This is a genomic window from Methylobacterium sp. BE186 (assembly GCF_031457035.1).
Lineage (GTDB): Bacteria > Pseudomonadota > Alphaproteobacteria > Rhizobiales > Beijerinckiaceae > Methylobacterium > Methylobacterium segetis.
Genome location: NZ_JAVDVV010000024.1, coordinates 55361 through 81166, shown reverse-complemented (window position 1 = coordinate 81166; position 25806 = coordinate 55361). Strand labels below are relative to the sequence as shown.

The window sequence follows — 25806 nt, the reverse complement described above, 5'->3', positions numbered from 1 at the left end:
CTGGCGGATCCGAAGACGGAGTCGATCGTGATGATCGGCGAGATCGGGGGCTCGGCGGAGGAGGAGGCGGCGCAGTTCCTGGTGGACGAGGCGCGCCGGGGCCGTCGCAAGCCGATGGTGGGGTTCATCGCGGGCCGGACGGCGCCTCCGGGTCGGCGGATGGGTCATGCGGGGGCGATCATCTCGGGCGGCAAGGGGGGCGCGGAGGACAAGATCGCGGCGATGGAGGCGGCCGGCATCCGGGTCTCGCCCTCGCCCGCCCGCCTCGGATCAACACTCCTCGAACGCCTCAAAGGCTGAGGCCCGGACGGTTCGAGGCCGGGAGGGCGCGGCTGCCCTGCAACCATCGCAGCCGCCATGCCCCCATATGGGCGGCAGATCGTTTCCCCGGCTCCCGAGGGCCGGAGCTCGAAGAACTCTGAAGGGTGATGCCGGGCCGCCCAGGCGCTCCGAGAATCCCCTCCCAACTCCAGGATGGACGGACGATGGCACGTCAGGACGTCAACGAAGCGCTCCTCGAAACCTCGTTCCTCTACGGCGGCAACGCCGCCTACATCGAGGAATTGCAGGCGGCCTTCGCGCGCGACCCGAGCTCGGTCGATCCCGAGTGGCAGGATTTCTTCCGCTCGCTGGGCGAGGACGGCACCCTCGTCGAGAAGAACGCGGCGGGCGCCTCCTGGGAGAAGCCGAACTGGCCCGTGCCGCTGAACGGCGAGATCGTCTCCGCCCTCGACGGCAATTGGGGTGCGCTCGAGAAGGCGATCGGCGACAAGATCGTCGCGCGCGACGCCGGCAAGGAGAAGGGGACCGCGGGCGCCGCCATCGTCGCCAAGACCGGCGTCTCGGTCGAGCAGGCGACCAAGGATTCGGTCCGCGCGATCATGCTGATCCGCGCCTACCGCATGCGCGGCCATCTCCACGCCAAGCTCGATCCCCTCGGCCTCGCCCCGCGCGGCGACCACGAGGAGCTGCACCCGCAGCATTACGGCTTCCAGGAGAGCGATTGGGACCGCCCGATCTTCCTCGACAACGTGCTCGGCCTCGAATTCTCGACGATCCGCGAGATCGTCAAGATCCTGGAGCGCACCTACTGCCAGACGCTCGGCGTCGAATTCATGCACATCTCCGACCCGGCCGAGAAAGCCTGGATCCAGGAGCGCATCGAGGGCAAGGACAAGGAGATCTCGTTCACGCCGGAAGGCCGGCGGGCGATCCTCAACAAGCTGATCGAGGCGGAGGGCTTCGAGAAGTTCCTCGACCTCAAATATACGGGCACCAAGCGCTTCGGCCTCGACGGCTCGGAATCGATGGTCCCGGCGCTGGAGCAGATCATCAAGCGCGGCGGCGCCCTCGGGGTCGAGGAGATCGTGCTGGGCATGGCCCATCGCGGCCGCCTGAACGTGCTGACCAACGTGATGGCCAAGCCCTTCCGGGCTGTCTTCAACGAGTTCAAGGGCGGCTCGTCCTCGCCGGCCGAGGTCGAGGGCTCGGGCGACGTGAAGTACCATCTCGGCGCCTCGTCCGACCGCACCTTCGACGGCAACAACGTCCACCTGTCGCTGACCGCCAACCCCTCCCACCTCGAGATCGTCGATCCGGTGGTGCTGGGCAAGGTGCGCGCCAAGCAGGATCAGCTCGCCAAGCCGAACGTCGACCGCAAGAAGGTGCTGCCCCTCCTCATCCACGGCGACGCGGCCTTCGCGGGGCAGGGCGTGGTGGCCGAGTGCTTCGGCCTGTCCGGCCTGAAGGGCCACCGTACTGGCGGCTCGGTGCACTTCATCATCAACAACCAGATCGGCTTCACCACCGATCCGCGCTTCTCGCGCTCCTCGCCCTACCCCTCGGACGTGGCGAAGATGGTCGAGGCGCCGATCTTCCACTGCAACGGCGACGATCCCGAGGCCGTGACCTTCGCCGCCAAGGTCGCCACCGAGTACCGGCAGAAGTTCGGCAAGCCCGTCGTGGTCGACATGCTCTGCTACCGCCGCTTCGGCCACAACGAGGGCGACGAGCCGGCCTTCACGCAGCCGAAGATGTATCAGCGGATCCGCAAGCATCCGACCGTGCTGGAGACCTACGGCCGCAAGCTCGTCGAGTCGGGCGCCGTCACGCAGGAAGCCCTCGACGCCCGCAAGGCCGAGTTCCGGGGTATGCTCGACAGCGAGCTCGACGTCGCCGGCAACTACAAGGCCAACAAGGCGGATTGGCTCGACGGCCGCTGGTCGGGCTTCAAGGCGGTGCGCGAGGACGTGGACGACCCGCGCCGCGGGCGCACCGGCGTGCCGGCCGAGGCCCTGCGCGAGATCGGCCAGAAGATCACCCAGGCGCCCCCCGGCTTCCACCTCCACCGGACCATCCAGCGCTTCCTCGACAACCGCGCCAAGGCGGTGGAGACGGGGCAGGGCATCGACTGGGCGACCGCCGAGGCTCTGGCCTTCGGCTCGCTGCTCCTCGAAGGCCACCGCGTCCGCCTCTCCGGCCAGGATGTCGAGCGCGGCACCTTCTCGCAGCGCCACGCCGTCGTGATCGACCAGGAGAACGAGCAGCGCTTCACGCCGCTGAACTCGGTGCGCGAGGGGCAGGCGCATCTCGAGGTCATCAACTCGATGCTCTCGGAAGAGGCGGTGCTCGGCTTCGAGTACGGCTACTCGCTGGCCGAGCCGAACGCCCTCGTCCTGTGGGAGGCGCAGTTCGGCGACTTCGCCAACGGCGCCCAGGTCGTCGTCGACCAGTTCATCTCGTCCGGCGAGCGCAAGTGGCTGCGCATGTCAGGCCTCGTGATGCTGCTTCCGCACGGCTACGAGGGGCAGGGGCCGGAACACTCCTCCGCGCGCCTCGAGCGCTACCTGCAGATGTGCGCCGAGGACAACATGCAGGTCGCCAACGTCACGACGCCCTCGAACTACTTCCACATCCTGCGCCGTCAGCTGAAGCGCGACTTCCGCAAGCCGCTCGTGCTGATGACCCCGAAGTCGCTCCTGCGCCACAAGCGGGCGGTCTCGAGCCTCGACGCGATCGCGGAGGGCTCGACCTTCCACCGCATCCTCTGGGACGATGCGGAGCACGAGGAGGGGGGCATCAAGCTCGTCAAGGACGACAAGGTGCGCCGCGTCGTGCTCTGCTCCGGCAAGGTCTATTACGACCTCTACGAGGAGCGCGAGAAGCGGGGCATCACCGACGTCTACCTGATGCGCGTCGAGCAGCTCTACCCGTTCCCGCTCAAGGCCCTCGCCACCGAGATGAGCCGCTTCCGCAACGCGGAGGTGGTCTGGTGCCAGGAGGAGCCCAAGAACATGGGCTCCTGGAGCTTCGTCGAGCCCTATCTCGAATGGGTTCTCGGCCAGGCCGGCGCCTCGGTGAAGCGGGTCCGCTACGTCGGACGTCCGGCCTCGGCCTCGACGGCCGTGGGCCAGATGTCGAAGCATCAGGCGCAGCTCCAGGCCTTCCTCAACGAGGCACTGGCGGTCTGAGCCGACGACGATGGCCTACTTCCTGCTCCGCCTGACGCCGCCCCGGCCGACCTTCCCGTTCGACGCGACGGAGACCGAGAAGGCGCTCTTCGGCGAGCACGCGGCCTACTGGATGGAGCGCGCGGCCGCCGGCGCGGCCATCGCGGTCGGGCCCGTCTTCGAGGCGGCGGGCGCCTGGGGCCTCGCCCTCGTCGAGGCCGAGGACGAGGCCGCCGCGCACGCCCTCGGGGAGGGAGATCCCGTCATCCGGGCGGCGGCCGGGTTCTCCTACGCCGTCTCGGCCGTTCCATCGTTGATCCTGCGGCCCCACTGAGCCCGGCCGCGCACCAGTCAGAGGAGGTCCCCGCAGCGGGGGCATAGAGAGCATGGCAACCGACATCCTCGTCCCGACGCTCGGCGAATCCGTGAGCGAGGCCACGATCGGCCGCTGGTTCAAGAAGCCCGGCGACACGGTGGCGGCCGACGAGCCCCTCGTCGAGCTGGAGACCGACAAGGTCACGCTCGAGGTCAACGCCCCGGCCGCGGGCGAACTCGGCGAGATCCTGGTCCAGGACGGCGAGACGGTGGAGCCGGGCGCGCTCCTCGGCTCGATCGTCGAGGCGGGGGCGGGCGGCGCCAAGGCGCCTGCGAAGCCCGCCCCGAAGGCGGAGGCCAAGGCCCAGAGCCGCAGCGAAACACCCAAGCAGACCGCCGAGGAGGCGCCTGCCAGGGAATCGGCCGCGGCCTACGGCAATCACGGCGAGGCCGCACCGGCGGGGGCGCGGCCTTCCGGCGACCACGGTCCGGCCGTGGCGAAGCTCGCCCGCGAGTCCGGCGTCGACCCGTCGAGCATCAACGGCAGCGGCAAGGACGGCCGCGTGACGAAGGGCGACATGCTGGCGGCGGTGGCCAAGGGCCCCGCCCAGCCGGCCCCCGCGAAGGAGGCGCGGCCCACCCTGCCGCGGGCGCCCTCGGTGCCGGACGACGCGGCGCGCGAGGAGCGCGTGCGCATGACGAAGCTGCGCCAGACCATCGCGCGCCGCCTCAAGGACGCGCAGGACACGGCCGCGATGCTGACGACGTTCAACGACGTCGACATGTCGGCCGTGATGGCGATGCGCGCCCAGTACAAGGACATCTTCGAGAAGAAGCACGGCACGAAGCTCGGCTTCATGGGCTTCTTCACCAAGGCGGTGATCGGCGCGCTGAAGGACGTGCCGGCCGTCAATGCCGAGATCGACGGGCAGGACATCGTCTACAAGAACTACTACCACGTCGGCATCGCGGTCGGCACCGACAAGGGCCTCGTCGTGCCGGTGGTGCGCGACGCGGACGACCTCTCGATCGCCGGTATCGAGAAGAAGATCGCCGGCTTCGGCAAGAAGGCCCGCGAGGGCAAGCTCTCCATCGACGAGATGCAGGGCGGCACCTTCACGATCACCAACGGCGGCATCTACGGCTCGCTGATGTCGACCCCGATCCTCAACGCGCCGCAATCGGGCATCCTCGGCATGCACCGCATCGAGGAGCGCCCGGTGGTCCGCGCCGGCAAGATCGAGGCGCGTCCGATGATGTATCTGGCCCTTTCCTACGACCACCGCATCGTGGACGGGAAAGAGGCCGTGACCTTCCTCGTGCGGGTCAAGGAGGCCCTGGAGGATCCGGCGCGGCTGGTGCTCGACCTGTAATCGCGCCATCCCGCGAGCCCATCCATCCCTTCGGCGCGCGTTTCCCGGGATCCCGGGGCAGGCGCGCCGATCCGGAACACGAGGTATCCGGCATCGCTGGGCCGCAGGGAGCGCTGCGGCCCGGCGTCGAGCCGAGGATACCGGAAGGAAGACCGCACATCATGAGCAGCTACGATCTCGTCGTCATCGGCACCGGCCCCGGGGGCTATGTCTGCGCCATCCGGGCGGCCCAGCTCGGGCTGAAGACGGCGGTCGTGGAGAAGCGGGCGACCCACGGCGGCACCTGCCTCAATGTCGGCTGCATCCCCTCGAAGGCGCTGCTCCACGCCTCCGAGGCGTTCGAGGAGGCGGGCAAGCACTTCGCCGACCTCGGCGTGATCGTGAGCGAGCCGAAGCTCGATCTCAAAAAGATGATGGCCTTCAAGGACGAGGGGGTCGCGGGCAACACCAAGGGCGTCGAGTTCCTGCTCAAGAAGAACGGCGTCGACAGCTACCGCGGCACCGGCCGGCTCGCCGGCGCCGGCCGCGTCGAGGTGATCGCCGAGGACGGCGGCAACCAGCTCCTCGAGACCCGGAACGTCGTCATCGCCACGGGCTCGGACGTGGCGAAGCTTCCCGGCGTCACGATCGACGAGACGGTCGTCGTCTCCTCCACCGGCGCGCTCGAACTCGGCAGCGTGCCGAAGACGCTCGTCGTCATCGGCGCGGGCGTGATCGGGCTCGAACTCGGCTCGGTCTGGCGCCGCCTCGGCTCCGAGGTCGTGGTGATCGAGTATCTCGACCGCGTGCTGCCGGGCATGGACGGCGAGGTCGGCAAGCAGTTCCAGCGCATCCTCGGGAAGCAGGGCATCACCTTCAAGCTGTCCGCGAAGGTCACCGGCGTCGAGGTGGGCAAGAAGGGCGGCGCCACCGTCACCGTCGAGCCGGCCGCGGGCGGCGAGGCCGAGAAGATCCAGGCCGACGCGGTGCTCGTCGCCATCGGCCGCGTGCCCTACACGGAGGGGCTCGGGCTGGAGACGGTCGGCGTCCAGACCGACAACAAGGGCCGCATCCAGACGGACAGCCAGTACGCGACGAACGTCACCGGCATCTACGCCATCGGCGACGTGATCGCGGGGCCCATGCTCGCCCACAAGGCCGAGGACGAGGGCGTCGCGGTGGCCGAGATCCTGGCCGGCCAGTCGGGCCACGTGAATTACGGGGTGATCCCGAACGTGGTCTACACCTTCCCGGAGGTGGCCTCGGTCGGCAAGACCGAGGAGGAGCTGAAGAAGGACGGCATCCGCTACAACGCGGGCAAGTTCCCGTTCACGGCGAACGGCCGCGCCAAGGTCAACCACACCACGGACGGCTTCGTGAAGATCCTGGCCGATGCCGACACCGACCGGGTGCTCGGCGTCCACATCGTCGGCGCGGATGCCGGCAACCTCATCGCCGAGGTGGCGGTCGCGATGGAGTTCGGAGCGAGCGCGGAGGACGTCGCCCGCACCTGCCACGCCCACCCGACGCTCACCGAGGCGATCAAGGAGGCGGCGCTCGCCGTCGGCAAGCGCGCGATCCATATCTGAGCGCGGCCCTCAGGCGCTGCGCCGGGCCGGCACGAAGTCGGCGACCCGCAGGAGCGCGGTCGGCGCGGGGGCGGCGGTCTGCGCGTTGAGGAGATAGGGGCGGCGCAGGCCGAGCGCGTGGTGCAGCGCGAGGTCGATGTCGCGCGCGTAGAACGGCATCCTCAGGACGAAGGAGACGCCGAAATAGCGCGCCGCATGGGCAATCGGCTCGGGGTCGCCGCTCGTCATCAGGGTCAGCTGCGTCGGCAGGTTGAGGGGCTGGACCTGGCAGGCGAGTTCGAGCCCGTCGAGGCCCGCGATGTTCGCGTCGATGAAGGCGAGCGCGTAGGAGCCCATCCGCAGGAGCTTCAGGGCGTGGCGCCCGCTGTCGGTCTCGTCGACGGCGAGGTTGAAGCCGCTGCGGGTCAGAACCCGCCCGATCATGCCGCGCCCGGCCTCGGAGGAGGAGGCCAGCAGCACCGAGGTCGGCTGCCGGCGCCGGGCATTGGCCCCCAGCAGGTTCTCGATATGCTCCGGGTCGAGGGGCGTCTTCAGCACCTCGTAGGCGTTCAGGCTCTGGGCGAGCTCCTGCCATTGCGGGAAGACGCGGGCGGCGACGAGGACCAGGCAGGGAAGGCTGCCGCCGCGCTTGCGCGCGAGGGCGACCGCCTCGGGGCCGCTGAGGCCGTCGAGCTGCAGGCCGACGAAGCCGAGCGCCGGCCGATGGGTCAGGATGGCCTCGATGAGGCCCTCGCCGTCGCTCGCCTCCGCGATCTGCGCCGTCGGGTCGAACCGGCGCACGATGGCGGCGAGGCTCGTCCGGCGGCCCGCATCGGCATCGGCGATGAGGACGGTCGCGGTGCCGGGCTCCGGGGTCCGGAAGGCGGGCAGGGAATCCGGCATGGCTATCCGTCGGTTGCAGGATCGTGACCGGCGGATTGTAGCCCGGCAAAGGTGAGCGGGCTCTTAACTTGAATTTTCGTTGTGCCGGACCGCCTTCGCCACATCAAAAATTCGATGTGGGTGAGGAATAGCAGTTCAGTTTCCCGCGATGGGCGATCACCACAGCGCAATTTTCGGTCAAGGCCGCTGGGCGGCGCGGGGATGCGCCGCGTCGAAGGCGCTCATCAGCCGGGCGGCGTCGAGCTTCGTGTAGAGCTGCGTCGTCGAGAGGGACGCGTGGCCGAGCAGTTCCTGGATCGCGCGCAGCTCTCCCTGGCGGGCGAGGAGATGCGTGGCGAAGGAGTGGCGCAGGGCGTGCGGCGTCGCGCTGTCGGGCAGGCCGAGGGCCCCGCGCAGGGAGGCGACGGCGTACTGGATGATCCGCGGCGAGAGCGGGCCGCCGCGCGCGCCGACGAAGAGCGGGTCGTCCGGGTCGAGGCCATAGGGGCAGGCGTCGAGATAGGCCGCCACCGCCTCCGCGACCACGGGCAGGACCGGGACCATCCGCACCTTGCCGCCCTTGCCCGTCACCCTGACGGAGTCGGTTCCGGGCAGGGGCGCGTCCCGGCGCGTGATCCCGAGCGCCTCCGAGATGCGCAGGCCCGCCCCATACAGCAGCGCCAGCACCGCCGCGTCGCGGGCGAGGATCCAGGGCTCGCGGTCCTCCCCGGCCCGCAGCTCGGTCCGGGTCATCGCGCGCGCCGCCGCGACCCCGAGGGGGCGGGGCAGGCGGCGCTCCACCTTGGGCGAGCGCACGGCGCCGAGGGCGGCCACGGTGCCGTGCCCCTCGCGCTCCAGGTAGCGGGCGAAGGAGCGGATGCCCGCCAGCGCCCGCATCAGCGAGCGCCCGCCGATCCCCTCCGCCCGCCGCGCCGCCATAAAGGCGCGCACGTCGCGGGGCTTCAGGGCGATGAGGTCCGGGATGCGGGGCGGACCGCGCCGCCCCTCCAGATGGAGCAGGAACTGGCGCAGGTCGCGCTCGTAGGCCTCGACCGTGTTGCCGGCCATCCGCCGCTCGCGCGCGAGGCCGTCGCTCCAGGCGCGCACGGCCGCCTGCAGGTCCGCGTCTCCCGGCGGCGTCGGGTCGGGGGCGGGGCGTGTCGGCATCGGGCGCGGCCTCGGGACGGTTCACGATTCCCATAGATCGGTCCGGTTGACGCGGGGTTGCCGGCCCGGGGGACTCGTCAGAGCCGCCGCCTCCGCCAGATAGCGGTGGCTCCCTTCAGCCAGAAGGCTCCCCGATGTCCAAGCCCGTCCACAGCATGATCCGCGTCCTCGACGAGGCCCGCTCGCGCGATTACTACGCCCGCGCCTTCGGCCTCGAACCGGCCGAACGGTTCGATTTCCCGGATTTCACCCTGATCTACCTGCGCGATCCCGCCTCGCCCTTCGAGCTCGAACTGACGGTCAACAAGGGCCGCGCCGAGCCCTACAATCTCGGCGACGGGTACGGCCACATCGCGGTGGTCGTGGACGACGTGGAGGCCGAGCACGCCCGCTTCGCGCGGGAGGGCCTGCCGGCGACGCCGGTGAAGGAGCTGAAGCACGGCGAGGTGCCGCTCGCCAGGTTCTTCTTCGCGACCGATCCGGACGGCTACAAGATCGAGGTGATCCAGCGCGGCGGCCGCTTCTCCTGATCGCCCCTTCTCCTGATCGCTCCCTGGGGAGGCCACCTCCTCAGGGCCGGCCCAGCAGCCGCCGCAGCGGCACGTAATCCGTCAGCCCGACGAGGCTATCCGGATCGGCGAGGGTGACCCGCGTGCCGCTGATCCGGACGTGCCCGTCGCGGCGCAGTTGCTGGATGGTCCGGTTGGTGTGGACGATGCTGAGCCCGAGGATGTCGGCCAGGATCTCCTGCGTCACGGGCAGGGTGAAGCTGTCGCCCTGCTCGATGCCGGCCGTGCACAGCCGCTCGTGCAGTTCCAGGAAGAGGTGGCCGACCCGCTCGTAGGCCGTCTGCCGGCCGAGGCGCGTCACGTGGTGGTGGAGCAGCGCCTCCTCCGCGGTGGCCAGCGTGCGGAGCGCGCGCGCGATCGGGGCGTCGCGCGTCTCCGTCTGGTCGGCGAGGCCGATCGTCCGCAGGGGCGAGGCGTCCGCGACGATCATCGCGGTCAGGCTCACCGTGGCGGCGTAGTGCAGCGGATCGCGGTGGAGGTCGAACCCGATGAGGTCTCCGGGCAGGACGAAGCTGAGGATCTGCCTGCGCCCGTCGGCCAGGATGCGCTGGCGCGCGCCCCAGCCCGATCCGACGAGGAGGGGGGTCGCCGCCCGTCCGTCCGCGATCGCGAGTTCCGCACGCGCGTCGACGGTCCGCACCCGCAGGGCGAGCGTCCGCAGGGGCTCGATCTCGTCCGGCGCCGGGGCGGCGAGTGCCTCGATGCGGCGGACGAGCACCTCGACCGGCGTCAGGACCGATCTCTCCCAGGCCGCCATCATGACGCGTCGGTCCGCGCATTCGCGACGAGCGCCGCCACGGTGCTGACGAGTTCGGCGAGCTCGACCGGCTTGTCCAGCCGAGGCACCCCCTCGAAGGCGGAGGGAACGATCGCCCGGTCGACCCCGGTCGCGAACACGATGGGCACGGCCTTGCGCATGAGTTCCTCGGCGAGTCCGAAGATATCCTCCTCGCCCCGGAGATCGATGTCGAGGATCGCCGCGTCGAGGGGGCGGCTCCGGCTCAGGGCGAGGCCGTGCGCGAGGTTCGGCACGGGGCCGACCACCTCCGCGCCCTCGGCGCCGAGGGCCTGGGCGATGTCGTTGGCCAGGATGTAGCGATCCTCGACGACGAGGATGCGGCAATCCTTCAGGACGGGCGATCCGGAGGAAGCCGCCATCGTTCACCCCTGTCCGTCATCCGACCGATGCGCGTCGACCTCGAACAGCACCGCCCCGGCGCTGTGGTCGCCGAGCGGGATCTCGATGACGCAGCGGACCCCGCCGGGAGAGAATTCGAGGGCCGTCGTCGCCCCGAGCTCGTAGGTCAGGCCGTCCTCGATCAGCTCGCGCCCGAACCCGCGCCGGTTCGGGTCGGTATCCACCATCCGAACGCCGCTCTCGCGCCATTCGAGGAGCAGGCGCTGGTCGCCGTCCTCCCCGAAGGCGCGCCAGGAGATCGCGACGTGCCCGTCGGGAACGGTCAGGGCGCCGTACTTGATCGCGTTGGTGACGAGTTCGTGGAGGGCGAGCCCCAGCGTCTCCGCCGCCTTCTGGCGGAGCCGGACGCCGGGACCCGAGAGCGAGACCTGGGAGCCGTCGCGGGCCGCATGGTTGATCACCTCGTCGCCGATCAGCTCGGCGAGGTCGATGCTCGAATCCGCGGTCCGGGTCAGGATGTTCTGGGTTCGCGCCAGCGCCCCGAGCCGCCCGTCGAAATGCGCCAGGAAACGGTCGAGGGAGGCGGTGCCCTCGGCGGTGCGCTTGGCGAGGGAGCGGACCACGGCCAGGATGTTCTTCACCCGGTGCTGCAGCTCGGCGAGCAGCAGGCGCTGGCGATCCTCGGCGCGGCGCCGCTCGTGCGTGTCCGTACAGGAGCCGAACCACTTGACCACCGCCCCGTCCGCGTCGGCCACCGCCTCGGCCCGCGTGGTGAACCAGCGGTAGCGTCCCCTGCGGTCGCGCAGGCGGATCTCCATCTCGAAGGAGCGGCCGGTGTCGCGGGCGCGGGCCCAGGTCGCGTCCACGGTCTCGCGGTCGTCGGGGTGCACCGCCGCGAGCCAGCCCTGCCCGAGGGCGCGGCCCGCCTCCATGCCGGTATACTCGTAGAAGCGGGGATTCACGTAGTCGCACTGGAGGTCCGGCAGGATCGTGAACAGGAAGGCGGGGACCGCCCGCTCCATGTGGTGGAACCGCTCCTGCGTCTCCTTCAGGGCGCGCTCGGCCCGGGCGGTGGCCGTGATGTCGAGGAAGGTCATCACCACGCCGGCGATGAAATTGTCGATGTTCCGGTAGGGCAGCACGCGCACGAGATAGCGCGCGCCGGTGCTCGGGTTCTCCACCTCCCGCTCGATCGTGCCGAGCGTCCGCAGCACCCGGCGGATGTCGTCCTGGAGATCCTGATAGGTGATGAGGGGCGCGATGTGGGTGATCGGCCGGCCGAGGTCGCTCTCGATCAGATGGAAGATCTCGACCACCGAGGGCGTGAAGCTCTTCACGCAGAAATTGTTGTCGAGGAACACGGTCGCGATCTGCGTGCTTTCGAGCAGGTTCTTCAGGTCGCTGTTGGCGCGGTCGAGCTCGTTGACGCGGTGGCCGAGCTCGCTGTTGACGGTCTGCAATTCCTCGTTCGTCGATTGCAGCTCCTCCTTCGAGGTCTCCAGCTCCTCGTTGGCCGATTGCAGCTCCTCGTTGACCGACTGGTATTCCTCGTTGGAGGATTTCAGCTCCTCGTTCGTGCTCTCCAGTTCCTCGATCGTCGCCTGCAGGCGCTCGCGGGTGAGGCGCAACTCCGCCTCCAGCCGCTGCACGTGCTCGTCGCGGATGAAGTTCGGTGACGGCTCGGAGCTCTCGTCGCCCTCCAGGACCTCGCCGTCCTGGAACAGGATGACGTAGCTCGCCGCATCGTCCGGGGTCAGCCGGATCGGCTCGACGATCAGGGTGACGACCCGCCGATGCCCGTTCAGGCCCATCTGGATGCGCTCGGCCTTGACCGTCTTGCCCTCGGCCTCCGCCTTGTGGAGGGCGGCGCGCAGGTCGAGGCGCAGGTCGCGATGCGCGAGGTTGAACAGGTTGAGGCTCGCCGCGCCCGGCGAGGGGGCGAGGTAATGCCCGGTGCGGCCGGAGAAGTGCAGCACCTCGTAGGCGGAATCGGTGATGACGTAGGCCGGGGCGTAGCGCTCCGCCACCTGCTCGGCCCGGCGGGTGAGGGTGCCGGCCGCTTCGCGGCTCCGCATGTCCTTCTCGGCCACCGGCCCGCTCCGCTCGCCCGACGCGGCGAGGGGGAAGTCGGGCAGGACGCGGGTGACGCTGTCGAGGCGGCGGAAGATCCGGTAGCGCCGGTCGGCGGGCGCGAAGATCTTGGCGTGGCGGGTCACGTTCTCGGAATTGCCCAGGAACAGGTAGCCGCCCGGGCGCAGCGCGAAGTGGAACAGCGGGATGACCCGGTTCTGCAGGTCGTTGTTGAGGTAGATCAGCAGGTTGCGGCAGGAGACGAGATCGAGCCGCGAGAAGGGGGCGTCCTTGATCACGCTGTGCTGGGAGAAGATGCACATCTCCCGCAATTCCTTGACGACGCAGTAGGTGTTGCCCTCCCGCACGAACCAGCGGGCGAGGCGCTCCCGGCTCATGGTCTGCGTGATGCTCTCGGTGTAGCGGCCGACCCGGGCCGCGGCCAGCGCCCGCCCGTCGATGTCGGTGGCGAAGATCTGCACCTGCGGCACCAGATCGAGCCGCGCCATGTACTCGCGCAGGAGGATGGCGATCGAGTAGGCCTCCTCGCCCGTGGCGCAGCCGAGGACCCAGACACGGACCTGATCGCCCGGCCCTTTGCCGGCGAACAGCTTCGGCACCACCTCGGCCTCGAGGAACTCGAACTCGCCCGCGTCGCGGAAGAACTGGGTGACGCCGATCAGCAGGTCGTTGAAGAGATGCTGGACCTCGGCCGGGTCCGCGCGGAGGAACTCGATGTAGGATTCGATCGTGTCCGTCTGGACGACCTGCATCCGGCGCTGCACCCGGCGCAGGAAGGTGTTCTGCTTGTAGCCGTGGAAATCGTGCCCCGTCTTGTTCCGCAGCACCGCGGCGATGCGGGTGAGGTGGCGCGTGACCGACTGGCGGGCGGCGCCGACGCTGCGGGAGCGCACGATGCGCTCGAGGTGGCCGGCATAGGTCGCGATATGCGCCGGCATCTGCTCGGGCAGCATCACGAAATCGACGATGGCCGCCGCGGCGCTGCTCGTCGCGATGCCGCTCTCGCGCTCGTCGGGCCGCTGCTCGGCGAGGGTCAGGCCGCCGCGCTCCTTCACCGCGGTCGCTCCGAGGGTGCCGTCGCTGCCGGTCCCGTCGAGGATGACCGCCACCGCGCGCTCGTTCTGGTCCTCGGCGAGGGAGACGAGGAAGCTGTCGATCGAGCCCCGCTCGGCGGAGTCGGCGTCCGCCGCAGCCACGCTGAAGCAGCCCCCGCGGACAGCGAGCAGGGTGCCGGCATCGGCGAGGTAGGCGTGCCCCGCCTCGACCCGCGCCCCGTCGACGACCGGCGCGAAGGTGACCCAGCTCGAGGTCCGGATCTCGCGCGAGACGCGCTCGGGCTCGGCCGTCTCCCGGTGCTGCAGCACGAGCACGTAGGCGAGATCCGTGCTGCCGCCGAGATGCGCGAAGAAGCGGTCGATCGACTCGACGGCCGCGCTCGTCGCGCCGATGCCGACGATCATGGGGGCAGCGCGCTCGGCGGCCGCGTCGTCGGCCCCCTCGGGCGGCTCGGATGCGTTCGCTCGCTCGCTCACGGTCACACTCGTCGCGTCTCGGCATCCCGTCCGCCCGGCCGCCGAGCACCCGAGCCGGACGCGTGCCGCGTCCCAGGGCATGCATAACTCAGATTGACAGGCCGGTTCCAGCCTGCCGGCAGCCCGGTTTCATACCCGACCCATGAAGTATTGAGCTAGGCAGATCGATGATCGGCGTAGCTTAACCGATCGAGATGCGGAACATCGGCACCGGCGCATCGTTATCGCCGTCCCGCTCCAAGAAGAAAAGCCGATGGCAGAGACAAAAGACGAAGACCTGCGCAATGGAAAATTGTGCGCAACCTGCCTGCATCTGTGCGTCGACATGCAAGGGATGTTCGCCGAGACGACGGACTGGCACACGCCCTGGATGGAGCGCGTCCGCCCGAACGTCGCCCGGATCGTCGAGGCGCAGGCCGCGCGGACCCTGTTCACCCGCTTCATCCCGGCCGCGCGCCCGGGCGAGGGGCGGGGCACCTGGAGCCGTTACTACGAGCGCTGGGCGAGCATGACCCGCGAGCGTCTCGATCCCCGGTTGATCGAGCTCGTGCCCGAACTCGCCCGGCACGTGCCGCCGGCCGAGATCTTCGACAAGACGCTCTACTCTCCCTGGATCGGCGGCGATCTGGACCAGCGCCTGCAGGCGCGCGGCGTCGACACCCTTGTGGTCACGGGCGGCGAGACCGATGTGTGCGTTCTCAGCACGGTGCTCGGCGCCGTCGATCACGGCTACCGCGTCGTGGTCGTGACCGATGCGCTCTGCTCCTCCTCCGACGAGGCGCACGACGCCCTCCTCACCCTGTACCGTTCGCGCTACGGCCAACAGGTCGAGACCGTCACCACAGAGACGGTCCTCGCGAACTGGACCTGACCCGGGAACCCATGACCGCTCCGACCCGCATCGTCTGCATCCGCCACGGCGAATCCACCTTCAACGCCGCCCACCGCGCCACCGGCCGCGACCCGCTCCACACCGACGCCCGGCTGACCGAGCGCGGCCACGGGCAGGTGCGGGCGGCGCGCGCACGCCTGCGCGACATCCCGTTCGATCTCGTCGTCACCTCGCCCCTGACCCGGGCGATCGAGACGACGATGGGCCTGTTCGGGGACCATCCGGCAGCGCCCCAGATCCTCGTCGAGGTGCTGCACCGGGAGTGCCAGGAGAGCAGCTGCGACGTCGGCCGCGCCGCCTCGCAGATCGCGGCCGAGTTCCCGCACCTGCAGGTCGACCACCTGCCCGAGATCTGGTGGCACGCGGAGGGAGAGCCGAACGCGCACGGCATCCATGTCGAGCCGCGCCACCTGTTCGACCGGCGCGTCCGGGAGTTCCGCGCTTGGCTGAGCGCGCGCCCCGAGGCGACGATCGCCGTCGTCGGCCACGGCACCTTCTTCTTCCATCTGACGGGGCAGTGGCTCGACAACTGCGAGAGCGTGGAGCTCGACCTCGCGGCCGAGCCCGCGCTGGCCTCCTGAGGCCCGCTACTTCCCGTCGCCGGCCTTCGGCTCGCTCACCTTCTCGCCCGCGATGCATTCGAGCATGAACGCGTCGCGCAGCTTGCCCTGCATGGCGTTCTCGTCGGCCTTGGCGCCGCATTCCCGCTCGCGAGCGGCCTGAGCCGGATCCGTCGTGCCGGCCGGTTGCGCGAGGGCGCCCGGAGAACCGGCGGCGGCGAGGACGAGGGCGAGGGCGGCGGCTTTCAGGGGCATGGTGTCCTGCCGGGATGGGGGCGGGGCTGACCGCTCACGGGCCGCCCGATCGCGAGGGGAAACCCGCGGGCCCGTCCCGCGGTTCAGGCCCGCGCCCTCTCCGATCCGCTCCGGGCGGCGTCGAGCCGGCCGCGGGCCTGCGCGACCGCGATCTCCGGCGCCCGGCGGCCGATCCGCAGCGCCTCGTCGAGGATCGCGGCGGCGAGCGCCCAGGTGCCCGGCGCGAAGGGCGCGGCCCCCTCCGCGACCTCGGCCGCGCAGCGCGCATCCTCCGCCGCGGCGATGGAGGCCGTGGCGGCGCGCCCCACCGAGGCCGCGAGCGCCCCCGCCATCCAGGCGCGGTGCCTCGAGGCCGCCTCGGCCGCCGCCCCGCCCCGCCACGCGGCGGCGCGCGCCGCGGCGAGCGCCGCCTCGAGGTCGCGCGCGCCCTCGCAGCGGGCGGCGAGATCGGGCATGGAGGCCCGGTCGAGGAGCGGGGGCAGGATGCGGCGGATGCTCTCGCGGGCGAGGAAGCGGGTGCGCTCCGCCTCGACCGCCTCCGTGTCGGCCGAGCCCGACAGGCGCAGCACGAAGGCCATCAGGCGCGGGCGCTCCGGGTCCGGCATCGCGTCGTTGAGGCCGAGCGCGTAGGCCGCGAGCGGCCGCGAGAAGCAGGCCGGAAGGTCGGAGGAGGCGGTGATCGCCCGGTAGGGCAGGCCGGCCGCCACGACCGCCGCCTCGTTGATGCAGGTGCCGCCATCCGGGCCCGGGAAGGCGTGGGAGCCCGGCAGCAGCCGCCAGTTCAGGATATGCTCGAAGCCTGCGCTCATCGCCCGCGTCTCCTCGGGCGGAGACTGGCACGGCCGCACGGCGTTTGGCGAGGGGCTAGGTCCGCGTCTCTCAGGCGCCCGGCCCGGCGGCGAGGCCGACGAGCATCGCGGCCCCGAGCACCAGCACGAAGGCGGCGGCGAGGAGTTCGAGGCCCGCCACCGCGCGTGCGCCGGCCTGCCCCCGCCCGCCCGCGAGCCTGAGCGCCAGCGCCTTGGCGAAGACGGCGAGGCTCGCCAGCGCCCCCGTCGTGAGCGCGGTGCCGAGCGCCATGGCGAGGGTGGCGAGGATGCCGGCTCCGAACATGCCCTGCGAGGCGGCGAAGACGAGGATGAGGATCGCCCCCGCGCAGGGGCGCGAGCCCGCCGCCAGCACGATGCCCGCCCGCTCCCGCCAGGTGCGCAGCCGGCTCACGGTCTCGGCGTCGGTGATGTGGACGTGCCCGCAATCCGGGCCGCAGGCGGCGGCCGGCGTGCCGAGGCCGGCGAGGCGGCCGGCCTTGCGCCACGTGAGGGCGAGGCCGACCAGGGCGACGAGGGCGAAGCTCACCGTCTCGATCACGCTGCCCGCCCGGCTCATGCCCGCGGCCGTGGTGTTGAGGAGGAAGATGCCGACCGCGACGATGAGGATCGCCACCATGGCCTGGAGGAGCGCGGCGGCGAAGCTCAGGGCGAAGCCCCGCAGGAGCGCCCGCTCGCCCGCCACGATGTAGCCGGCGATCACCGCCTTGCCGTGGCCCGGCCCGGCGGCGTGGAAGACGCCGTAGGCGAAGCCGAGGGCGGCGATCGGCCAGAGCCCGCCCTCGCTCCTGAGGGCGGCGACCGCCCCCTGGAGGCTGCGCGAGAAGCTTGCCTGCACCGCGAGCAGCCAGCCGCCGAGTCCGGTGGCGGCGGGGGCCGCCTCGCGCAGGCCCATGCCGAAGGGGGAGCGGGGCGGAGGCGCCGCGAGGCCGGGCGCCACGAGCCACATCAGGCCCGTCAGCAGCAGGGCCGCCAGGGCCACGGCGCCGGCCGCGAGCGCGAGGCGAAACCCGAGCCGGCGGTCGGCGGAGCTCGGGCGCAGCTCCGCGGCGAGGGCGGGCGGGCTCACGGGCAGGCCACGATGACGCGATTGGCGAATTGCACGCCGAAATTCGAGGCGGCGGTCAGCGCCTCGAAGAAGGCTTCCGTCATGCCGGGCTTGGCCGCGTCCGCGGTCTTGGCCTCGTCCGGCTTCGGGCGCGTCACGGTGGCGGCGCAGCCGCCCGGGGCGCCGGCGAGGCGCGCGGCGTCCGCGCCCTCGGCGAGGCTGAACGCGACGAAATAGGTCGGGTCGTAGACCTCGAGCGCCACGACGCCGCGGCCCTGCGCGGCCGGGTTCTTCAGGGGCAGCAGGAAGCTCAGGGTCAGGGCGCCGCCCTCGAGGGCCATGCGCGGTTCGGCCGGCTCGGCGAAGGCCTGCTCCCGCCCCGCCACCTTCAGCTTCGTGAAATAGCCGAACTCGGCGAGGTTGGCGGTGTTCTCGGCGGCGAGCCCCGCGAGCTCGTCCGGCGCCAGCTTGCCGTCGCCATTCTTGTCGAGCCCCTGCGTGATGAAGGCGGAATAGGCCGCATCGAAGGTCCAGGCGTGGCGGATGCCCGTGACCTTGCCGCCCTCGGCGTAGTCGATCTCGGCCTTGGCGACGACCCAGACATGCGGGTGCGCCGCCGCCGGGCCGGCGAGGAGGCTCGCGGCCGGCAGGATCAGGGAGAGGAGGGCGGTGCGGAGGCGGGGCGAGGCGATCGGCATGGTCGCGGGACGCTCGCGTGACAGGGTTGACGAGACTAGGCGCCGCCGTCCCGAAGCGGAAGGGGTCGGCTCTCCGCGTTCCTCGCGGCCCAGTGGGGCGAAAGTCGGGCGCGGCCTCCGGCGCACGCGCAAAGGGCACCGTCGCGGCCTCACCGCGACGATGCCCTCGCCGATTCAAAAGTCGTTCTGCGCGCGGAGAATCAATCGGCCGAGGCGACCTCGACGATGTCGCCGCGGCGCGAGAACGCGATGGTGGCATCGCGGCCGTCGGCGCCGATGCTGCCCGGCACCGAGAGCTGGACGGTCTGGTCGGCGTTCAGCGTGGTGACGAGGCGGACGACCTGCGGCTGCTCGCTGTGCCCGTTGAGGGCGGCGAGCGTGGCCACGACGCGGTAACCGTCCTTCTCGGCGGTGTAGTAGATCGAGCCGCGGAACGAGCCGAGATCGACGGAATTCGCCTTGAGCGGCTTGAGCTCGACGGCGGAGGCTGCGCCGGCCGTGGCGAACGAGAGCGCGGCTGCGGCGAGGGCGAGCGAGAGGGTGCGCATGGTGTGGGTCCTGTGCGGTTACTGTCCGCCGGGAGCGCCCGTACGGAAAGCCGGTAGCACCGGGAGACCGCACTATGCCGTCTGCGTGCTGCACCGCGAAGAGGGGTTTTTCGCGGTGCACAAATGCATAGAAATCATACCTTATGCGAATATTCGCTCATAAATGCATAAGAATGCATGGCTCGGTGATTCGAACTTGAGTCGCAGGCCTCCGAGTTGCAAAATTTTTCGAAGGCCCGGCGTCGGACGTCCTGACGGGAAGGCCGTGTTTTCCAGGCCAGGCCTTGGGCTCTCAAGCCCCTCCATCGCTGCGGGTGCCGTGCGCTATCGGGGAGGGCACGCGGGCCCCTCGCGTTCCTGGAGGAGCCGTCGCAAGGCCTGGACTATGCGGAGAGGGGGCCGGGCGTCGTCCGGAGACCCGAGGACGCGCATCCGAGCCGCGTCAGGCGGCCTCGACCGCTCCCGACATGGGAGAGGTGACGGAGCGCGTATCGCACGCGGACACCTGGGCCTCGGCGCCACGCTGCCGGGGTGGGACGATGCGGGGGAGCCCGGCTGGCTCCCCGCTACTTCCGCCGCAGCAGGGCGGCCACTTCCGCCTCCTCGGAGGCCGAGAGAGCGGCGGCCGGCGGCGGGGCCCTGCGCCGGGCGAGGCGCCAGAGGCCGAAGCCGCCGAGGAGCAGCGCCGCGAGCGGCGTCAGCCACAGGAGCAGGGTGTGCCAGCCGAGGACGGGGCGCAGCAGAACGAACTCGCCGTAGCGGCGCACCACGTAATCCTCGACCTGCCGGTTGTCGTCGCCCGCGCGGATGCGGTCGCGCACGATCAGGCGCAGGTCCCTGGCGAGCGGCGCGTCCGAATCGTCGATCGACTGGTTCTGGCAGACGAGGCAGCGCAGCCCCGCCGAGATCTCGCGGGCTCTGGCCTCCTGCGCGGGGTCCTTCATCACCTCCTCGGGCTGCACGGCCCGGGCGGGCCCGGCCGCCAGAGGGAGTATCGCCGTGAGGGTGCTCGCGACGAGCAGGGTCCGCCTGAGGCTGCGCATCGTCATTCCGCCGGCACCGCGTTCGGCGGCAGGGATTTCGTGCGCGCCCGGGTCGGCGCGCCGACGCGCATGCGGCGGTCGGTGAGCGAGACGGCGCCGCCGAGCGCCATCACCACCGCGCCGAGCCAGATCAGGAGCACGAGCGGCTTGTAGTAGAGCCGCAGGCCGATCGTGCCGTCCGGGTGCACCTCGCCGAGGCTGGCATAGACCTGGCTGGCGCCGACCGTCAGCAGGCCGGATTCCGTCACGGTCATGCGCCGGCTCGGGTAGAAGCGCTTGCCGGTGTCGACGGCCCCGACCGCGTTGCCGTTCCGGTCGCGGACGGTGAGGATGGCGGCCGTCTCCTCGTAGTTCGGGCCGGAGCGCGGCGAGACCCGCTCCAGCGTCGCGACGTAGGGGCCGGTCGCCAGCGTCTCGCCGGGCTTGAGGGTGGCGAGCCCCTCCGTCGCCCAGCCCTGCGCCGCGATGCCGAGCACCACGATGCCGACGCCGCCATGGGCCAGCGCCGTGCCCCAGGCCGAGCGCGGCAGGCCGATCGCCCGCCGCCAGATCAGGCCCGGCGCCGAGGTGCGGTTCGAGCCGTAGCCGCGGGCGCGGGTGATGATCTCGAGCGCCGAGCCCACCACGAGGTAGGCGCCGAGGCCGATCCCGACCGGCGCGAGCACCGGGCCGCCCCATGTCAGCGCCAGCGTGGCGAGGCCGACGGCGAGGGCCAGGGCGAGGGCCGCGAACAGGCGCTGCGCGGCCGCGAGCGCGTCCCCCCGCTTCCAGGCGAGCGTCTGGCCGAACGGGACGATCAGCAGGAGCGGCACGGCGAGGGGCACGAAGGTCATGTTGAAGAAGGGCGGCCCGACCGAGATCTTCTCGCCCGTCGCCATCTCCAGGAGCAGGGGATAGAGCGTGCCGACGAGGACGGTGGCGCAGGCGGCGACCAGGAACAGGTTGTTCATCACCAGGGCCCCCTCGCGGGAGATCGGCGCGAACAGGCCGCCCTGGCGCAGCAGGGGCGCCCGCCACGCGAACAGCGTCAGCGAGCCGCCGATGAACAGGACCAGGATGCCCAGGATGAAGACGCCGCGGGTCGGGTCGGTGGCGAAGGTGTGGACCGAGGTGAGCAGCCCCGAGCGCACGATGAAGGTGCCGAGGAGCGACAGCGAGAAGGTCAGGATCGACAGCAGCACCGTCCAGACCTTGAGGGCGTCGCGCTTCTCCATGACGACGGTGGAGTGCAGGAGCGCGGTCCCGGCGATCCAGGGCATCAGCGAGGCGTTCTCGACCGGGTCCCAGAACCACCAGCCGCCCCAGCCGAGCTCGTAATAGGCCCAGTACGAGCCCATCGCGATGCCGAGCGTCAGGAAGCTCCAGGCAACCAGCGTCCAGGGCCGCACGGCCCGCGCCCAGACGGCGTCGATGCGCCCCTCGATGAGCGCGGCCGCCGCGAAGGCGAAGGTGATCGAGAACCCGACATAGCCGACATAGAGGAGCGGCGGGTGCACCGCGAGGCCGACATCCTGCAGGAGCGGGTTGAGGTCGTTGCCCTCGAGCGGCGCGGGCGTCGCGCGGGTGAAGGGGTTCGAGGTCGTGATGATGAACAGCACGAACACGAAGGTGATGAGGCCCTGGACCGAGAGGGTATGGGCCCGCAGCACCGGCGGCACCGAATCGTGGGCCACCGCCACCAGCGCCCCGAACAGGGTCAGGATCAGGATCCAGAGGAGCATCGAGCCCTCGTGGTTCCCCCACACGCCGGACAGCTTGTAGAGGAAGGGCTTCGTCGTGTGCGAGTTCTCGACGACGTTCTGGACGGAGAAATCCGAGGTGGCGTGCGCGTAGGTGAGGGCCGCGAAGGCGAAGAGCACGCAGGCGAAGGCGCCGAGCGCGGCGGGGGTGGCCACTTGGCGCAGCGCGGGGTCGCCCGTGCGGGCGGCCCAGATCGGCATCACCGCCTGGACCAGGGAGAGCGCGAGCGCGAGCGCGAGCGCGAAATGGCCGACCTCGACGAGCACTGGCTATCCTTCCTTTCCCTGCCGCACGCGCGTCATCGCTCGCTGCGCGGTCCGAGGGCCTTGTCGTTCGCGGTGGCGGCCTTTCCCGAATCCTTGCCCGCACCCTCCTGCCAGCGGCCCTGCGCCTTCAGCGCGTCGGCCACCTCGCGGGGCATGTAGGATTCGTCGTGCTTGGCGAGCACGGTGTCGGCGCGGAAGATCCCGCCGGGCTCCAGCATGCCCTCCGTCACTACGCCCTGGCCCTCGCGGAACAGGTCCGGCAGCAGGCCCCTGTAGGTGACCTGCACGGTGGCGTTGGTGTCGGTGACGGCGAAATCGACCGTCTGGTCGGCCCCGCGCTGGAGCGAGCCCTCCTTCACGAGCCCGCCGAGGCGGAAGCGGGTGCCGGGGGCCACGCCCTGGTTCGCGACCTCGGTGGGCGAGCGGAAGAACACGATCGAGCCGCTCATCGCGGACAGGATCAGCCCGACCGCGAGCGCCAGCACGGCGCCGCAGGCGGCGATCAGGACGAGGCGGCGGCTCTTGCGGGTCACGGGTTCGAGGTCCTGCTGCCACGGCGGAGGGCGCGGTCGGGCATCGGCCCCGGCGCGCCGGTCTTCACATGTGTTGGTGAGTGAAGGGTGTCGGCCCCGGCGCCGCGCGGGTCAAGGCCCGCGGGCGGGACCGATTGTCAGGGGTGGCTCACGGCTTCGTGCCGGTGCCGTGCAGGTCGAGCTCGCGGGCCAGCGCGTCGAGGCGCTCCACCGCGCCCGTATCCGCCGCGAGCGCCATGCGGGCCCGGTCGAGGGTGCGGCTCGCCTGCTTGCGCTCGCCCAGCGCGCTGTAGGAGCGCACGAGGCGCAGCCACTCGTCCGGGGTGCCGCCCTTGGCCGAGAGCCGCCGGTCGAGCCCGGCCACCATGCCGCGGATCGCCGCGTCGCGCTCGGCGGCCGGCATCGCCTTGACGGCGGCCACCGCCGCCTCGGTGTCGGCCCGCGCCTCGGCATCCGCCACCGCGGGCTTGGCGACCGTTCCGGCGAGCTGGCCGGTTGTCGGGCGCGCGTCCGGCGCCCGCCGCTCGGAGGCCTTGCCGGGGGCGAGGCCGAGTTCCCGGCCCTGCGCGTCGAGCCGCTCCAGCGCCGAGCCGTCGGAGCCGAGGGCGGAGCGGGCGCGCTCCAGGGCCGCGAGCGCCTTGTCGCGCTCGCCGAGCACGCTGCGCGAGCGCACGAGGCGCAGCCACTCCTCCACCGTGCCGCCCTGCTTGGCGAGGCGCTGGTCGAGCCCGTCGACCATGCCGCGGATCGCGGCGTTCGGGTCGGGCGAGGCTGCGGCCTCCTTCGGCGCGCCCGGCGCCGCGGGCTCGGCCTTCAGGCGGGCGAGGTTCTCGCGCACCATGCCCTGCCAGGGGGCGTCCGCCGGCCCGGCCTCGCTGAGCGCCGTGTAATGCTCGATCGCCCCGGCCGTGTCGCCGGCCTGCTCGGCGGCGCGGGCGAGGTAGAAGCGCGGCTTGGCCGCGGCGGCGTCGAGGGCGACGGCGCGCTCGAAGATCGCCTTCGCCTCGGCCGGCACCACGCCGTTGCCCCCCGCGACCAGGGCCTCGCCCCACTCGCCGAGCACCTGCGGCGTCTCGCCCTTGAGCCGGGCCACCGCCTCGTAGGCGCGGGCGGCGTCGTCGAAGCGGCCGAGCCGCATGTAGACGGGGGCCAGCACCGCCCAGCCGCGCGCGTCGCCGGGATCGGCGGCGAGCTTGGCCTCGATCTGGCCGATCGCCTTCATCAGGTCGTCGTTGCTCGTCTGGGCCGCCTGCCGGTCGGCCGCCGTCTGCGCGGGCAGGTCCGGCGAGCCGTAGATCCCGTAGGCGAGGAGCGCGACGAGGGGGATGGTCGAGAGGGCGAAGGCGGAGGCCGCGCGGCGCTGGCGCAGATACGGCTCGGCGAGACCCTTCCCGTCGGTGGTGGCGCCCGCGCGGCTCGCCCGCAGCAGGCGGCGCGCGGCCTCGGTGCGGGCGGCCTCCGCCTCCGCGGGCGCGATCAGGCCGCGCCCGAGGTCGCGCTCGATCTCGGCGAGCTGGTCCTCGTAGAAGCCCGTCTCGGTGGCGGCCTGTCCCGTGTCGGCGGCGGCGGCGCGGCGCGACATCGGCCAGAGCAGGGCGAGAACCGCCGCGCCGGTCATGAACGCCAGGATGAACCAGATCGCCGTCATCGAACCTCAGATCGCCCGGACCCGCGGGCCGCTCCGGCCCCGCCCGCGACCTCCCGTGTCGCGGCCCCCGTCTCGCGGTCCATGTAAAGCACGCGCGGCGGCGGGCACGACGCGTCCGCCGGGTGACACGGTGTCACGCGGAACGGCGCGGTGACAAGCGGCCGCGCGGCGCCCGGCGCGGCGAGATCCCCTCAGTGGTGCGCGGCCGCGGCGGGCGCGTCGCCCGGCACCTCGAGCACGGCGCGCAGGCCGCCGAGGCTCGCCTCCTCCAGGCGGAATCGGCCGCGGTAGAGGGCCGCGAGGTCGGCCACGATCGAGAGGCCGAGGCCCGAGCCCGGCTTCGTCTCGTCGAGGCGGCGCCCGCGGCCGATCACCGCCTCGCGGTCCTCCGGCGGCAGGCCCGGGCCGTCATCCTCGATGGCGACGAGAAGGTGGGGATAATCGTCCTTGCCGATCGCCTCGGCCCGGATCGCGACGCGCCCGTGCGCCCATTTCGAGGCATTGTCGACGAGGTTGCCCACCATCTCCTCGAAATCCTGGCGCTCGCCGCGGAAGCGCAGGCCCGCCGACACGCTGACCTCGTAGGCGATGTCCTTGTCGCGGTAGATCTTGCCGAAGGTGCGCACGAGGCCCGCGAGCGCCGGCTCCACCTCCGTCGAGGTGCCGAGCGTGCCCGCGAGCGCCGCGGCGCGGGCACGGTCGAGATAGTAGTTCACTTGGTCGCGCATCAGGCTCGCCTGCTCGCGGATCTTGGCGGCGAGCTCCTCCGGCGCCTCGGCGCTCCCGACCTCGTTGACGATGATCGAGAGCGGCGTCTTGAGGGCGTGGGCGAGGTTGCCGACCTGGGTGCGGGCGCGCTCCAGGATCTCCCGGTTCGTCTCGATGAGCAGGTTCACCTCGCCCGCCAGCGGCGCGATGTCGGGCGGGTAGGAGCCCGTGATCCGGTCGGCCTCGCCCCGGCGGATGACGCCGAGGGCCGCGCGCAGCTGCGCCAGCGGCGCGAGGCCGAAGCGGATCTGCAGCAGCGTCGTCAAGGCCAGGAACAGGCCGAGCAGGCCGAAGGTGACGAAGAGCGAGAAGCGGAACCGGTCGACGTCGTTCACGATCTCGTCGGCGGGGCCGGCGATGCGCACCGTGTAGCGGCCCTCCTCGCCGAGATCGACGTCGCGCTCGATGATGCGCAGCAGCCGGTCGTCCTGGGCGCGGCCGTAGCCCTGGCGGATCTGCCCGATCCCCGTCTTGCCGTCCGGGTTGGTGGCGGGTTTCAGCGGCACGCCGACGAGGGAGCGCGAGGTGCGCAGGTCCCGCGGCTTCGCCTCCGGCCGCCCGACCTGCCAGTACCAGCCGGAGAGCGGCAGGTCGAAGCGCGGGTCGCCGAGGGAGAAGGAGCGGCTCTCGGGGTCGCTCGGCGAGACGAGGTCGGTGGCGAGGTTGTTGGCGAAGACGAGGAGCCGGCTGTCGAAGGCGCGCTCCGTGTTCTCCCGGTAGAGGGTCGTCAGGATCCAGGCGGCGATGAGCAGGATCGCGGAACTCGCCAGCAGCGCCGAGACGGCGAGCCGCACCGCGATCGAGCGCTGCCGGAGGGAGAAGAAGGTGAGGAGGGCGGTCATGGCAAGGTGCGGGGCAAGGTGCGGGCCTGGGCGGACCCGCGGTCCGGGCCGCTGGCCGGCCACCTTGAGGATCTC

Annotated in this window: 22 protein-coding genes and 1 pseudogene; 8 read left to right on the top strand and 15 right to left on the bottom strand. The window is 71.6% G+C overall.

From position 1 onward, the window contains the following. The 5 genes and pseudogenes from J2X36_RS20815 to lpdA all read left to right on the top strand — a co-directional run. Window positions 1-300 (top strand): annotated as a pseudogene (locus J2X36_RS20815) (succinate--CoA ligase subunit alpha); the annotation flags it as partial. Between the two features lie 185 nt (window positions 301-485). Continuing rightward, window positions 486-3470: a 2-oxoglutarate dehydrogenase E1 component gene (locus J2X36_RS20810; RefSeq protein WP_132255023.1), complete on the top strand. Its 2985-nt coding sequence runs from the start codon at window positions 486-488 to the stop codon at window positions 3468-3470. 10 nt (window positions 3471-3480) lie between these two features. After that, on the top strand, window positions 3481-3783 hold the full coding sequence (locus tag J2X36_RS20805) for a YciI family protein (RefSeq protein ID WP_132255022.1): 303 nt from the start codon (window positions 3481-3483) through the stop codon (window positions 3781-3783). A gap of 52 nt (window positions 3784-3835) precedes the next feature. After that, on the top strand, window positions 3836-5137 hold the full coding sequence (odhB, locus tag J2X36_RS20800) for a 2-oxoglutarate dehydrogenase complex dihydrolipoyllysine-residue succinyltransferase (protein WP_132255021.1): 1302 nt from the start codon (window positions 3836-3838) through the stop codon (window positions 5135-5137). Between the two features lie 161 nt (window positions 5138-5298). Beyond that, complete coding sequence (lpdA, locus tag J2X36_RS20795) at window positions 5299-6705, top strand: dihydrolipoyl dehydrogenase (RefSeq protein ID WP_310353325.1); 1407 nt, start codon at window positions 5299-5301, stop codon at window positions 6703-6705. Between the two features lie 9 nt (window positions 6706-6714). Here the strand turns inward: lpdA and J2X36_RS20790 are convergent, their stop codons facing one another. Both J2X36_RS20790 and J2X36_RS20785 read right to left on the bottom strand, forming a co-directional pair. Beyond that, window positions 6715-7587 carry a response regulator gene (locus tag J2X36_RS20790; protein ID WP_310353323.1) on the bottom strand — a complete coding sequence of 291 codons (873 nt, stop codon included), beginning with the start codon at window positions 7585-7587 and terminating at the stop codon, window positions 6715-6717. A 177-nt stretch (window positions 7588-7764) separates the two neighbouring features. Next, entirely contained in the window at window positions 7765-8733 is a 969-nt protein-coding gene (locus tag J2X36_RS20785; RefSeq protein ID WP_310353321.1) for a tyrosine recombinase XerC, read from the bottom strand. 134 nt (window positions 8734-8867) lie between these two features. Between J2X36_RS20785 and J2X36_RS20780 the strand changes: the two genes are divergently transcribed. After that, a complete protein-coding gene (locus J2X36_RS20780; protein WP_132255017.1) occupies window positions 8868-9263 on the top strand; it encodes a VOC family protein in 396 nt (131 codons plus the stop codon). 40 nt (window positions 9264-9303) lie between these two features. Here J2X36_RS20780 and J2X36_RS20775 read toward each other — a convergent pair whose 3' ends face one another. The 3 genes from J2X36_RS20775 to J2X36_RS20765 are packed head-to-tail and all read right to left on the bottom strand — an operon-like array spanning window position 9304 to window position 13991. After that, window positions 9304-10062, bottom strand: a complete 759-nt coding sequence (locus J2X36_RS20775; RefSeq protein ID WP_132255016.1) for a Crp/Fnr family transcriptional regulator — start codon at window positions 10060-10062, stop codon at window positions 9304-9306. Then, window positions 10059-10460, bottom strand: coding sequence for a response regulator (locus tag J2X36_RS20770; protein ID WP_310353317.1), 402 nt, complete (start codon window positions 10458-10460; stop codon window positions 10059-10061). Before J2X36_RS20770 ends, J2X36_RS20775 begins: the two co-directional genes overlap by 4 nt. 3 nt (window positions 10461-10463) lie before the next feature. Beyond that, complete coding sequence (locus J2X36_RS20765; protein ID WP_405029832.1) at window positions 10464-13991, bottom strand: CheR family methyltransferase; 3528 nt, start codon at window positions 13989-13991, stop codon at window positions 10464-10466. Window positions 13992-14388: 397 nt separating this feature from the next. Here J2X36_RS20765 and J2X36_RS20760 point away from each other — a divergent pair, with 397 nt between their 5' ends. Beyond that, a complete protein-coding gene (locus J2X36_RS20760; protein ID WP_405029831.1) occupies window positions 14389-14934 on the top strand; it encodes a cysteine hydrolase family protein in 546 nt (181 codons plus the stop codon). Between the two features lie 11 nt (window positions 14935-14945). Further along, window positions 14946-15536 (top strand): histidine phosphatase family protein, encoded by a 591-nt coding sequence (locus J2X36_RS20755; RefSeq protein ID WP_132255013.1) that lies wholly within the window; start codon window positions 14946-14948, stop codon window positions 15534-15536. 6 nt (window positions 15537-15542) lie between these two features. Here the strand turns inward: J2X36_RS20755 and J2X36_RS20750 are convergent, their stop codons facing one another. The 10 genes from J2X36_RS20750 to J2X36_RS20705 form a co-directional block, all read right to left on the bottom strand. Beyond that, on the bottom strand, window positions 15543-15770 hold the full coding sequence (locus J2X36_RS20750; protein WP_310353307.1) for a PsiF family protein: 228 nt from the start codon (window positions 15768-15770) through the stop codon (window positions 15543-15545). 83 nt (window positions 15771-15853) lie between these two features. After that, window positions 15854-16579, bottom strand: coding sequence for a hypothetical protein (locus tag J2X36_RS20745; RefSeq protein WP_310353306.1), 726 nt, complete (start codon window positions 16577-16579; stop codon window positions 15854-15856). Window positions 16580-16649: 70 nt separating this feature from the next. After that, entirely contained in the window at window positions 16650-17666 is a 1017-nt protein-coding gene (locus tag J2X36_RS20740; protein WP_310353303.1) for a nickel/cobalt transporter, read from the bottom strand. Next, a complete protein-coding gene (locus J2X36_RS20735; RefSeq protein ID WP_310353301.1) occupies window positions 17663-18343 on the bottom strand; it encodes a DUF1007 family protein in 681 nt (226 codons plus the stop codon). Before J2X36_RS20735 ends, J2X36_RS20740 begins: the two co-directional genes overlap by 4 nt. Before the next feature lie 200 nt (window positions 18344-18543). After that, window positions 18544-18891 carry a hypothetical protein gene (locus tag J2X36_RS20730; protein ID WP_132255008.1) on the bottom strand — a complete coding sequence of 116 codons (348 nt, stop codon included), beginning with the start codon at window positions 18889-18891 and terminating at the stop codon, window positions 18544-18546. 566 nt (window positions 18892-19457) lie between these two features. Beyond that, the gene (locus J2X36_RS20725) at window positions 19458-19940 is read right to left on the bottom strand and encodes a cytochrome c-type biogenesis protein (RefSeq protein ID WP_405029830.1); all 483 of its coding nucleotides are present in this window, start codon (window positions 19938-19940) and stop codon (window positions 19458-19460) included. After that, entirely contained in the window at window positions 19937-21940 is a 2004-nt protein-coding gene (locus J2X36_RS20720; RefSeq protein WP_310353297.1) for a heme lyase CcmF/NrfE family subunit, read from the bottom strand. The genes J2X36_RS20725 and J2X36_RS20720 overlap by 4 nt, the downstream gene beginning before the upstream one ends. Window positions 21941-21972: 32 nt before the next feature. Then, window positions 21973-22473, bottom strand: coding sequence for a cytochrome c maturation protein CcmE (ccmE, locus tag J2X36_RS20715; protein ID WP_132255005.1), 501 nt, complete (start codon window positions 22471-22473; stop codon window positions 21973-21975). Between the two features lie 148 nt (window positions 22474-22621). Then, the gene (gene ccmI, locus J2X36_RS20710) at window positions 22622-24121 is read right to left on the bottom strand and encodes a c-type cytochrome biogenesis protein CcmI (protein WP_310353294.1); all 1500 of its coding nucleotides are present in this window, start codon (window positions 24119-24121) and stop codon (window positions 22622-22624) included. Window positions 24122-24312: 191 nt separating this feature from the next. Beyond that, a complete protein-coding gene (locus tag J2X36_RS20705; RefSeq protein WP_310353292.1) occupies window positions 24313-25731 on the bottom strand; it encodes a sensor histidine kinase in 1419 nt (472 codons plus the stop codon). Between the last annotated feature and the right edge of the window lie 75 nt (window positions 25732-25806).